This is a genomic window from Streptomyces sp. LaPpAH-108, assembly GCF_000373625.1.
Classification (GTDB): Bacteria; Actinomycetota; Actinomycetes; order Streptomycetales; family Streptomycetaceae; genus Streptomyces.
In genome coordinates this window covers 141,412-153,012 of the sequence record NZ_KB892000.1, presented here as the reverse complement: position 1 = coordinate 153,012, position 11,601 = coordinate 141,412, and the positions used below count along the sequence as shown (strand labels likewise).

Genomic DNA, 11,601 nt, shown 5'->3' with positions numbered 1-11,601 from the left:
AGCGCCGATGGTACTGCAAGGGGGACCTTGTGGGAGAGTAGGACGCCGCCGAACAAATTTTAGGGAAACCCCCGCACCAGTTGGTGCGGGGGTTTTCTGCGTTCCAGACCCTTTTTCAGAACGGGTCCTTTCTCTCCGAAGAAGAAAGGGCGCGCACCCTCAGAGTCGGCCTGCCGCTTTCAGAGCGAGATACGCGTCCGCGACCGCGGGGGCCAGCTGGTCCGGCGTCGCGTCCACCACCGTCACACCGTGGCGCCGCAGTTGATCCGCCGTCCGCTCGCGCTCACGTTGAGCCTGGGCCGCCGCCGCTGCCTCGTAGACCGCCTCGATGTCACCCCGTCCTCGTGCCATCGCCGCGATGTGTGGGTCGGCCACGGAGGCCACGACGACGGTGTGACGGCTGGTCAGCTGAGGTAGCACCGGCAGCAGGCCCTCCTCCACCGGCGCCGCGTCGAGCGTGGTGAAGAGGACCAGGAGGGAACGGCGGGAGGCGGTCCGCAGGATCGTGGCGGTCAGGCCCCGGGCGTCGGTCTCGACGAGTTCCGGTTCCAGCGAGGCCAATGCATTGACCAGCGAAGGGAGTACGTCTCCCGCTGACTTCGCCTGGACGAGGGCGCGTACCCGGCGGTCGTAGGCCAGCAGGTCCACGCGGTCGCCCGCGCGGGAGGCCAGGGCGCCCAGGAGGAGCGCGGCGTCCAGGGAGGCATCGAGGCGTGGGGCGTCGCCCACGCGGCCGGCCGAGGTGCGTCCGGTGTCCATGACGAGCAGGATCCGGCGGTCGCGCTCGGGGCGCCAGGTGCGGACGGCCACGGAGGACTGGCGCGCGGTGGCCCGCCAGTCGATGGAGCGGGTGTCGTCGCCGGGGACGTACTCGCGGAGGCTGTCGAATTCGGTGCCCTCACCGCGTGTCAGGACGCTTGTACGACCGTCTAGTTCACGCAATCGAGCGAGTTTCGACGGGAGGTGCTTTCGGCTGGTGAACGGGGGCAGAACCCGTAGTGACCAGGGGATTCGATGGGTGCCCTGGCGGGAGAAGAGTCCGAGGGGGCCGTAGGAACGGATCGTCACCCGGTCGGCCTGGCGGTCGCCGCGGCGGGTGGGGCGCAGTCGGGTCGTGACGCGGCGGCGCTCGCCGGGCGGGATGGTCAGCCGGTGCCGGGAGCCGTCCAGTTCGGTGCCTGGGTGCCAACTGCTGGGCGGCCAGGCGTCCCGCAGGCGAGCGCGCAGCAGACGGCGGGACGGGTTGGTGACGGTGAGCGTGACATTGGCGGTGTCGCCGAGACGGACGGAGGTGTCGCCGGAGCGAGAGAGGACAAGGCGCCGCACGGGTGCGGCGAGAGCGAAGTCGCAGGCACAGGCCAGGGCCAGGGAGCCGTTGACCGCGAGGAGCCCGGTCCAGCTGGGGTCCAGGACGCCGACGGGCACGGAGCCCAGGGCCGCGAGGAGGGCAGCGCGTCCGGTGAGCGGCATCAGCGGGGCACCGGGACGTGGGCGAGGACGGAGTTGATGACGGAGTCGGCGGTCACGCCCTCCATCTCGGCCTCGGGCCGCAGTTGGATGCGATGGCGCAGGGCGGGCAGGGCGAGAGCCTTCACATCGTCGGGGATGACGTAGTCACGGCCCGTCAGCCAGGCCCAGGCGCGGGCCGCCGCGAGCAGGGCCGTCGCCCCGCGTGGGGAGACGCCCAGAGTGAGGGAGGGAGATTCGCGGGTGGCGCGGCAGATGTCCACCACATAGGCGGTGATCTCGGGGGAGACGGTGGTCTTGGCGACGGCGGCGCGGGCCGCTTCGAGGTCGGCGGGACCGGCGACGGGACGTACTCCGGCGGCGTGCAGGTCGCGGGGGTTGAAGCCCGAGGCGTGGCGGGTGAGGACGTCGATCTCGTCCTGCCGCGAGGGCAGAGGGATCGTCAGCTTCAGCAGGAAGCGGTCCAGTTGGGCCTCGGGGAGCGGGTAGGTGCCTTCGTACTCCACGGGGTTCTGGGTGGCCGCGACGAGGAACGGCTCGGGCAGCGGGCGGGGCGTGCCGTCGACCGTGACCTGGCGTTCCTCCATGGCTTCCAGGAGGGAGGACTGGGTCTTGGGCGGGGTGCGGTTGATCTCGTCCGCGAGAAGGAGGTTGGTGAAGACGGGACCAGGCTGGAAGGAGAAGGCAGCGGTGCGGGCGTCGTAGACCAGGGAGCCGGTGACGTCGCTCGGCATCAGGTCGGGGGTGAACTGGACGCGCTTCGTGTCGAGTTCGAGGGCCGAGGCGAGCGCGCGCACGAGCAGGGTCTTGGCGACTCCGGGCACGCCTTCGAGGAGGACGTGTCCACGGCAGAGGAGGGCGACGACCAGCCCGGTGACGGCGGGGTCCTGGCCGACCACGGCTTTGGCGATCTCGGCGCGCAGGGCTTCCAGGGAGGCTCGGGCGGCGTCCGCGTCCCCGGTGTTTCCGGGGTTGTCGGTGGTCGGGTCCGTCATGGACGGCGTACCTCTCTTTCGAGGGCGTCGAGTCGGTCGGTGAGGGCGACGAGGGCCGCGTCGTCGGTGGGCGGCGGTCCGAAGAGGAGGGAGTGCGCGGCGGGTTGGCCGTCGCCGTCCGTCAGGTGGGCGGAGAGGGCCGGGAGCAGGACCTCGGGCGTGTGAGCCTGGGTGGCCGGGACGCCGACGAGCGGGGCCAGTCGGGTGCGGGTGGCGGCGCGCAGGGCGTCGGCAGCGCGGTCGCGGGCGTCGGCCTTGCGGTAGAGGCGGGCGCGTCCCTCGGTGGTCTCGGAGGCGCGGATCGCGACGGGGATGTTCTCCGGGACGAGCGGGCCGAAGCGGCGTCCCCGCCAGAGTGCGGCGAGGAGTGCGGCGACGAACAGTTGCAGGGTGCCCCACAGCCAGCCCGAGGGGAGCAGGTCGAAGAGGCTCTTGCGGTCCTGGGAGTCGGTGATCGAGGAGTCGTCGAGCGAGGGGAGGTACCAGACCAGATGGGGCCGGGAGCCGAGGAGTTGCAGGGCGAGCGAGGCGTTGCCCTGCTGGTCGAGACGCTTGTTCAGGAGGATGTCGGGCGAGCCGAGGACGACGGTGTCGCCGTTGCCGGAGCCGGTCGGCAGGCGGAGCAGGGTGGAGAGGCGTTCGCTGGGGTAGCAGGTGTCCGCGCCGGGGACGGAGGTGGTGTAGCGGATGCCGCCGGTGTCGGCGCTGCCCGCGCGCCGTGCCTCGGGGAGGGCGCAGCCGGGGGCCAGGGTGGAGTGGTGGCTGGTGGCGGGGTCCGCGCTGACGCCGGGGGCGAGCCGGTCCAGGGACCAGGGGCCGGGGGCGACGAGAACCGTGCGGCCGCCGGAGGACTGGGTGGCCGAGTAGAGGAGGCCCTGCTGGCGGAGGCTCAGCAGGTCGGGTGCGGCGACCAGAAGGGTGGTGCGGGGGCCGGCCGCGGCGCGGGCGGCGCCGGGTGTGGTGACCACGCGCGCGGAGACCCCGTGGTCGGCGAGGAGTTCGGCGACGGCGCGGCTGCCGTAGGGGTCGGCGGAGCGCGGGTCCAGTTCGCCGTGGACCGAGTGGGAGCGGATGGCGGCCATGGCGACCGCGGCGGCCAGGATCAGCAGCAGGGCGATCAGGAGGCCCCGCGTGCGGGTCCACAGCTGGCGGGCGGTGAGGGAGGTCGACGTGGGCGACGGCACGGCCTCGGCGGTCATCCGGCGTCCCCCTGGTGGGCGGCGTGGTCCGCGAGGACGGGGCGGGCGCGCTCGACGTCGAGATCGAGTGCGCGCAGGCGCCGGTACGTCTCCTCGGTCGCGCTGCGGCCGCCGTATGTGACGTCGTCGAAGTCCCGGGCCGCCGAGCGCAGTCGGTCGGCGTGGTCGGGCAGGGCGCGTCCGGCTTCCGCCGCCGCCTCGTCGGCGGTGCGGCCGGGGCGGGCGTCGAGCAGGGCCCGTTCCTCCAGGGCGCGGACGACGGCTCGTACGCGCTCCTGGACGGCCTGGTTCCAGTGGCCCTGGGCGGCGTGCGCCTCGGCGGTCGCGCGGTGGTCGGCGGCGGTGCGGGGGCGTTCGCCGAAGAGGGGTGCGGCGGAGGCGGGGGTGCGGTGGGGGGTGCCCAGCCGCCACCACAGGGCGGCCAGTACGGCGACGACGCACAGCACCACGACGATCAGCCCCAGCGTGCCGCCCGGGGTCGCGGTGGCGGCGCGGCCGAACAGCCGGTCCAGCCAGTCCCAGAAGGCGTCCAGGGCACGCTGGAAGAGGCTGGGGTCGTTCTCGTGGTACATCGGCTTGGACAGTTCGCGCCGGGCCGCCTCGCGCGCGGGATCGCGCGGGACGGTGACCGGTGGTTCGTCGCCGGAGCGGCCGAGTGCCAGGAGCGGGTGGGCCGCGTGCAGCAGGAAGCGGGCGGCCGATGCGGTGGCGGTGTGCAGAGCGGGCACCGCCGTGAGAACTCCCCCCGTCAGGTTCACCGCATCAGCCTCCGGGTACGGGCGCCGGGCCCGTGCCGTGGTCCTGGACTCCGGCGGCGCGGGCCAGTTCGAGGTCGAGGGCCTCGCGTCGGATGCGCTGGTCGATGTAGAGCAGGACGGTGATGCCCGCGTTCAGCGGGATCGTGATCGTGGAGGCGATCACCGAGCCGATGCCGGAGATGATCAGGAACGACCAGCTCAGGTGCGGGTCGCCGGTGGCGAGCGGGTCCAGCATGCTGCCGCTGTCCAGGGCGAACGCGAGGACGACGAAGGGGATCGCCAGGATCGAGGAGACGATGTTGGTGATGATCCAGGCGAGCAGCTGGATGCCGAAGATGCGCCACCAGGAGCCGTTCACCAGCTTCGTGGAGCGGCCCATCGACTTCAGGACGCCCTGGCGCTCCAGCATGAGCGCGGAGGGGGCCAGCGAGTAGCGCACCATCAGCCACACGACGACCAGGAAGGCGCCGAGGATGCCCAGGAAGAGCGTGATCGCCATGGCGGCGTCCGAGCCGCCGGTCTCGCCGATCAGGATGCCGGGGGCGATGCCCACCGCGAAGACACCGACGCAGAGGGCGGTCAGCAGCAGGAGCAGTCCGAGCAGCCGGAGCAGCCGGGGCCGGGCCTGGCTCCAGGCCTCGCCGATCCTGACGGGCCGGCCGAGGACGGCTTGGCTGGTCACGGTCGTCAGCATGCCGGTCGCGAAGATCGAACTGAGCAGGAGTACGGCGGCCACGACCAGGCTGCCGAGTACGTCGCGGCCGAGCGTACGGCCCAGTTCGCTCGCGGTGAGGGTCGGGTCGGCGAAGGAGGCGGTGTCGTCGAGGACGAAGCCCCGCAGGAGGAGCACGGCCACCTGGGAGACGACGGCGACCGTCAGCGAGATGCCGAGGACCGTGCGCCAGTAGGTGCGCATGGTGGAGACGGCGCCGTCGAGTATCTCGCCGATGCCCAGCGGGCGCAGCGGGATGATGCCGGGCTTGGCCACGGGCGGCGGGCCTCCCCAGCCGCCTCCCCAGCCACCGGGGGAGCCGTAGCCGCCGCCGTAGCCTCCGTAACCGCCGGGACGCGGAGCGCCCCAGCCCGGTCCGGGCGGAGGAGGCGGCGGGGTGTGACCCGGCGCCTGCGGGCCGGCCGGAGCGGACCACTGGGCGGGCGGCGGCTGTCCCTCGGCCCACTTCGCGCCCGTACCCGGCGAAGACGCGTCGGGCGCCTGCGCCCCGGGCTCGGTGGGCTCGGCGGGGCCGGTCGCGCCCGGCTCCCGCCCGTCGGGCGAAGGGGATGATCCGGGCGAGGCCCAGCCCGGAGTGTCACTCATCGAAGCTCCTTAACGGTGCCCGCGTGATCGCGGCGGCAGGTTGGCAGCCATCGTGCCATGGGGCGGTCGCCGTGTGACCGGCCGAGGTGGAGCCGTACTCCGTCAATTGTCCGCCGGATACGGGGCAGACTCATCGCATGGCTGATCAGCACGCGCGACCGGGCGAGGACAAGCGGCCGACCGAGATACCCGTGATCCGTTGGGAAGAACCACCCGAAGGACCCGTACTGATCCTTCTCGACCAGACCAGGCTGCCCACCGAAGAGGTGGAGCTGGTGTGCACCGACGCGTCCACGCTGGTGGAGGCGATCGGTTCGCTGGCCGTGCGCGGGGCGCCCGTGCTCGGCATCGCGGGGGCGTACGGCGTCGCGCTCGCCGCGGCGCGCGGCTTCGACGTGGACGAGGCCGCGCAGGCGCTGGTGGACGCCCGGCCGACGGCGGTGAACCTGTCCGTCGGCGTGGAGCGGGCCCTGAGCGCGTACCGGGCGGCGCTCGCCGTCAGTGGTGATCCGACCGTGGCGACGACGGCGGCGCTGGACGCGGCGAAGGCGCTGCACCTGGAGGACGCGCGGGCGAGTGCGCGGATGGCCGCGCACGGGCTGGCGCTGCTGGACGAGCTGCTGCCGGGCGGCGGGCATCGCGTCCTGACCCACTGCAACTCCGGCGCGCTGGTGTCGGGAGGGGAGGGCACGGCGTTCGCGGTGGCGCTGGCCGCGCACCGGGAGGGCAGGCTGCGGCGGCTGTGGGTGGACGAGACGCGCCCGCTGCTCCAGGGCGCCCGGCTGACGGCGTACGAGGCGGCGCGCAGCGGGATGGCGTACACGCTGCTCACGGACAACGCGGCCGGTTCGCTGTTCGCGGCGGGTGAGGTGGACGCGGTGCTGATCGGCGCGGACCGGATCGCGGCGGACGGTTCGGTGGCCAACAAGGTCGGCAGCTACCCGCTCGCGGTGCTGGCCCGCTACCACCACGTGCCGTTCATCGTCGTGGCCCCGCTGACCACGGTCGACCCCGCGACCCCGGACGGTGCCTCCATCGAGGTCGAGCAGCGCCCGGGGTACGAGGTGACCGAGTTCAGCGTGCCGCAGGTGCCGGTGGCGGGACCGGGCGGCGGCGTCCCCGTGGCCCCGCTGGGCACACAGGCGTACAACCCGGCCTTCGACGTCACACCGCCGGAACTTGTGACGGCGATCGTCACCGAGGAGGGCACCGTTTCTCCTGTGACGGCGGAGTCACTGGCCAGGCTGTACACACGGTCGGGAGGGGAAGCGGCCGGCTGAGCCAGCCCCCGCGTCACGCATCGTGGGACGGAGCAGACAGAGATGCCTCGGTGAGCCGCATTGCGACAGATCTTCGTGGATCGCGGCGCGGCCGTTGGGCTGCCCGACCACGTAGGCCAGACCGGGAGCGTCAAGGAGTTCTTGGGCGGGAGCGGCGAGGCCTTCGTGCGCGCTGCTCCCGCCCTGACAGGTTTGACGACCGCTGTGCCTAAAGACGAGCCTCAGCGGGGGTGCAAGGGGCCGGTGCCCGCTCCCGTACTTTTTATGGCAGCGGCTATCTCCGTCAGGTCCTGCAGTGTCAGGTCCAGATGCAGGGCGGAGAGCCAGCCGTCCACTTGCTCGGGACGCCGACCTCCCACGATCGCCCCCGTTACACCGGGCCAGCTCAGCGTCCACGCGATGGCCACGGACGGCACGCCGACGTGATGCCGTCGCGCTATGGGGCGCAACGAGTCGGCGAGGGCGAGATTGCGCTGCAGTTTCGGGGCCTGAAAATCAGCGACGGCCGATCGCCAGTCGTCGTTGCCTAGTGTCTCGGCACGGGCGCGGGTGAAACTTCCGGTCAGGAGACCGGCCTGCATGGGACTGTAGGCGAGCACACCCGTGCCGTGGTCCGCACACCACGGAATGTCGGCGTGTGCCGCGTCGCGCCTGATTGCGGAGAACGGCGGTTGCAGTGAGTCCACATGCCCGATCGACTCGGCCTCGGCGAGCTGGGTGGCACGATGGTTCGACAGGCCGACCGCATTGACCTTGCCCGTGCGCTTCAATTCGAGCAGTGCTTCCCAATAAGCGGCCAGCGGTGTTCCGTCCTCCGGAGGGCAATGCATCTGATAGAGATCGATTCGCTCCACACCCAGTCGGCGCAGGGAGTCATCAACCTCGCGCCGGATGTTCGATGGCGTTCCGACCTTTCGCAAATCCGCGGATGTCCCCGTCTCGTCCCAGATGTGTCCACACTTGGTGAACACATAGGGGCGATCGCTTTCTGGGAGGGCTGCCAGCGCCTTGGCCACCAGCCTCTCCGAGCGGCCCCGGCCGTATACCGCTGCTGTATCGATCCAGTTGATACCGTTGTCGACAGCGTGATGAATGGTGTCGACGACCTGCTTGTCATCGCATGCGTCCCACCCCGCACCTCCGAGTCCGATGCGGGTGATCTTCATGTCACTTATTCCCAGCGACCGCATCGGCTGACTGGACATGGTTGTTCTCCTCGCTCCCAGTCTCGTTCACGATGCAGGCGTTACCACAGCCGGCAGCGTGGCCCGCATCCGAATGGTCGCCGCTGGCTTGTAGGTGACCGGACCAGTGAGCCGGATCGATATGCTGCCGTCGGCGAGTACGGCCACCAATTCCCGCAGCAGGACACGGGAGAGCATCGCGGCGGAACAGCTGTGCGGGCCGTGACCGAACGCGATGTGCTGGTTGGGCCAGCGCTCCGGCCTGAGCTGATCAGGGTCGTCGAACTTCGCCGGATCACGGTTCCCGGCGGAGACCAGTACCAGCACGTCCTCGCCACGGCGGATCTTCGCTCCTGACAGAACGGTGTCTGCCACACAGAGACGAGTCGTGCCCTGGGAGGGCGACTCGTGTCGGAGGAATTCGTGAACCGCCATGTCTAGCCGCTTCTCGTTCACCGTGCCTGCCAAGAGCCCGGGGTCACGTGCGAACCCGTGCACGATGGTGCCCAGTGACGCGGGCAGGGAAGTGAACGCGTTCGCGATCAATGTCCTTACCGAATTCAGGGTCATGGCGCCTTCCAGGCCCTCGACGGCCGCCCTGTCCACGAGGGTTCGCAGCGGCTGCTGAGGGGTCATCGAGGCGACCCATGCCTCGATGAGAGCGGCAAGTTTCCGGTGCGCGTCCCGTCCAGGCTGGAACGCCTCGGGCACGAGACCGGCGTCCATAGCGCGGTGGATGGCCCCGCCCATGGACCGGATCTCCGGCGTGTCGAGCGACGGAACCTCAAGAACCTCGGAAAGGAACCAGCAGGCAAGAGGTTCGGTGAAGTCAGATACCAGGTCGACCGGTGGGCCGGCCAGCGTGCGCAGCCTGTCAGAGATGGCCTGCCGTAACCTGTGGGAGAGGTCCGGTGCGATTACCTGGCGCAGTGTGGCCGCCAACTCCCGATAGATCACGGTACTGTCGGGCGGGTCAAGCGAATGCACGCTCAAAGCGTTCTCCGGCATGGACTCTCCGCCACGGCGCCAATCTGCCGCGAAGTTCTCATAGTCGCTGAGGACGCGCTTGCATCCATCGTAAGAGGTAACGACCCAGCACTTCATGATCTCGTTCCAACACGGGGCCCCCAGCTCCCTCATCGCCTTGTAAGTGGGGTACGGGTCATGAATGGTTTCGGGGGCCAGCGGGTCGTAGTGGACGAGGAGTTCTTTCACAGCCGCGTCTCCAATCAGCGAAAGGACAGCGGAAGCCGGTCTGGATAGCGAAGAGTGGCCCGAGGAAGCCTCTCGGGGGGTTCCGCGAGAGATAGACGCCCCCGGTTCTGTATCAAACTTTCCAAGAGCGCACGGATCATGATCCGTGCGAGAATGGCTCCCGAGCATCCGTGAATCCCCCAGCCAAGGGCCAGATGCCGATTTGGTTCTCTGGTCAGGACGAGTTCGTCCGGATTCTTGAACATCTCCGGGTCGCGATTCGCCGAACCCAGCAGGGCCGTGACCAGGTCGCCCCGCGTGATCGTGACATCGCCGATCTGTGTCTCATGCACGCAGGCTCTGGTCGTACCCTGGACCGGGCCGTCGAAGCGCATGAATTCGTCCACCCCGCTCCGTAGGGCATCGGACCCACGCAGCTCCTCGAACGCGTCGGGGTGGGTTGCCAAAGCCAGCACGGCGTTGGCCGCAGCGCCCACAGCTGTACTGAACCCGGCCAGGAAGAGTACCCGCGCGCTATTCCAGACGGCTTCCCGCGGTATTCCCGCGTTCTGCGCTCCGGTCAGTACTTCGCTGAGCAACCCCTGGTCGTCACAGGCATCGAACCAGTCGGCGATCCGGCGATTCAGCTCCGTCCGCGCCGCGAGTGCCGGTGCGAGCACCTCAGGAAGCAGTCCTGCGTCCATTCCCCGAGTCATCGCGTCCGCCAGAGCAGCGAAGCTGTGTACTGGCGGCTTTTCGATCCCTAGCAGTTCGCACACGCCGAGAAGTGCGGCAGGGCGGGCCACTTCGGCTGTGAAGTCAAAGCTGACGGAGCTTCTCGACCGACGACTGATGATCGAGTCGGCCAGGTCACGGACGTTGGAGCCGATCCGGTCGAGCTGCTGGTTGCGTATGGCCACTGTGAACAGTCGTCGAATGGGCGTGTGCTCCGGAGGATCCAGTTCCTGAAGGCTGGCAGCCGATCCTGATTCCTCATGCCCGGCCCTCGTCCAGTCGCTGGCGAAAGTCTCCGCATCGGTGAGGAGTGGCAGGCAATCGCGATATCGCGTTAACACCCAGGAATTCAAGCGCCTACTCCAAAATACTGGAGAAGACTCCCGCAGCTTCGAATATATCGGGTACGGATCGTTGATTGCGGCTGGGCTCAGTGGGTCATAATCCATCACGTACCCCGTTCGGAAGGGTCTGCTGTGGCCGCGACGTGACTGTCGGGGGTGCCAATGTGATCGGCACCCCCGACCGGAGGATCAGTATGCGTAACGCATGATGAGCTCCTTTCGTTTGGGTTCTTTCTCATCGCGCTTGTGAAACGTGCTTCAAGCGCTCGTTGATACTTGCAGCCCCCGATCAAGGAGCGGTCAAAGAGTAGCCAAATCAGCTGTCTTCACCCTGGTTGGACAGCTGTACATGCCATGAAACCCGCCGTTCCATCGAGCGTCGAGTCCGCGTCGAGCATGGCGCGATGTAATCGTTGAACCTTCAGCGAAGGGTCAATTCCGAGCTCCTCTACAAGAAACTCCCGCAGCCGTTGGTAGGCGTCCAGTGCTTCGGCGCACCGCCCGCATCGGTAAAGTGCGAGCATGTACTGGGCGTGGAATAGCTCGTTGGTCGGGTATTCCGATACCAGGACTGCGAGTTCCGCAGGCAGCTCGTGGTGGAGGCCGAGACGGAATTTGACCTCGACGCGTTGCTGCAGGACCGTAAGTCGACTCTCTTCCAGGTACGTCACGGCCGGTTCGAGGAGTGGACCTGCCTGTATGTCCGCCAGCGGTTGCCCTCGCCAAATATCTAATGACGCAGTCAGTAGCCGTTCGGCCAGCCTGTCGTCTCCCTGACTCAGTGCCCTGTTGCCTGCGGACGCGAGACGTTCAAATTCATGAACGTCCAGATCTCCGCGCTCCACATTGAACTGATAGCCGTCCTGCTTGGTTACCAGGATCCTTTCTGCCACTACTTTTGTTGACCATCCAAGAATGCGGGCCAGGAACTTGCGAAGCTGGACGATATAGGTTTGGAGTGCGGTCCGCATGCTCACCGGTGGCCGTTCGCCCCATAGTTCCCGGGACATCGCAGCAAGAGGAACCGTTCGGTTCGACTGCAGGGCGAGCAAGGCGATCATCTGGCGTGGTTTTGGTGCGGTGAGTCGAGCAGAGTGGCGGGAATCTGTGCCTGTTGTCAGCCGGAG

General features: G+C 68.9%; 10 protein-coding genes. 1 reads left to right on the top strand and 9 read right to left on the bottom strand.

Annotated elements, in window-relative coordinates:
• Positions 1 to 159 precede the first annotated feature (159 nt).
• Genes B079_RS0131055 through B079_RS0131035 form a run of 5 tightly spaced genes read right to left on the bottom strand, consistent with a single transcriptional unit; the run spans position 160 to position 5,737 of the window.
• A complete protein-coding gene (locus B079_RS0131055; RefSeq protein ID WP_018549765.1) occupies positions 160 to 1,470 on the bottom strand; it encodes a DUF58 domain-containing protein in 1,311 nt (436 codons plus the stop codon).
• Positions 1,470 to 2,462, bottom strand: a complete 993-nt coding sequence (locus B079_RS0131050; protein WP_018549764.1) for an AAA family ATPase — start codon at positions 2,460 to 2,462, stop codon at positions 1,470 to 1,472. Before B079_RS0131050 ends, B079_RS0131055 begins: the two co-directional genes overlap by 1 nt.
• Positions 2,459 to 3,661 (bottom strand): DUF4350 domain-containing protein, encoded by a 1,203-nt coding sequence (locus tag B079_RS0131045; RefSeq protein ID WP_018549763.1) that lies wholly within the window; start codon positions 3,659 to 3,661, stop codon positions 2,459 to 2,461. The genes B079_RS0131050 and B079_RS0131045 overlap by 4 nt, the downstream gene beginning before the upstream one ends.
• Entirely contained in the window at positions 3,658 to 4,389 is a 732-nt protein-coding gene (locus tag B079_RS0131040; RefSeq protein WP_018549762.1) for a DUF4129 domain-containing protein, read from the bottom strand. Before B079_RS0131040 ends, B079_RS0131045 begins: the two co-directional genes overlap by 4 nt.
• 34 nt (positions 4,390 to 4,423) lie before the next feature.
• A complete protein-coding gene (locus tag B079_RS0131035) occupies positions 4,424 to 5,737 on the bottom strand; it encodes a membrane protein (RefSeq protein WP_026249249.1) in 1,314 nt (437 codons plus the stop codon).
• Between the two features lie 137 nt (positions 5,738 to 5,874).
• Here B079_RS0131035 and mtnA point away from each other — a divergent pair, with 137 nt between their 5' ends.
• Positions 5,875 to 7,017, top strand: a complete 1,143-nt coding sequence (gene mtnA, locus B079_RS0131030) for an S-methyl-5-thioribose-1-phosphate isomerase (RefSeq protein ID WP_018549760.1) — start codon at positions 5,875 to 5,877, stop codon at positions 7,015 to 7,017.
• Between the two features lie 221 nt (positions 7,018 to 7,238).
• Here the strand turns inward: mtnA and B079_RS0131025 are convergent, their stop codons facing one another.
• The 4 genes from B079_RS0131025 to B079_RS34540 form a co-directional block, all read right to left on the bottom strand.
• On the bottom strand, positions 7,239 to 8,222 hold the full coding sequence (locus tag B079_RS0131025) for an aldo/keto reductase (RefSeq protein WP_018549759.1): 984 nt from the start codon (positions 8,220 to 8,222) through the stop codon (positions 7,239 to 7,241).
• Between the two features lie 27 nt (positions 8,223 to 8,249).
• A complete protein-coding gene (locus B079_RS0131020; protein WP_018549758.1) occupies positions 8,250 to 9,416 on the bottom strand; it encodes a cytochrome P450 in 1,167 nt (388 codons plus the stop codon).
• A gap of 14 nt (positions 9,417 to 9,430) precedes the next feature.
• Positions 9,431 to 10,483 (bottom strand): cytochrome P450, encoded by a 1,053-nt coding sequence (locus tag B079_RS0131015; RefSeq protein WP_158685075.1) that lies wholly within the window; start codon positions 10,481 to 10,483, stop codon positions 9,431 to 9,433.
• Between the two features lie 317 nt (positions 10,484 to 10,800).
• A complete protein-coding gene (locus tag B079_RS34540) occupies positions 10,801 to 11,535 on the bottom strand; it encodes an AfsR/SARP family transcriptional regulator (protein ID WP_234016907.1) in 735 nt (244 codons plus the stop codon).
• Positions 11,536 to 11,601: the final 66 nt, after the last annotated feature.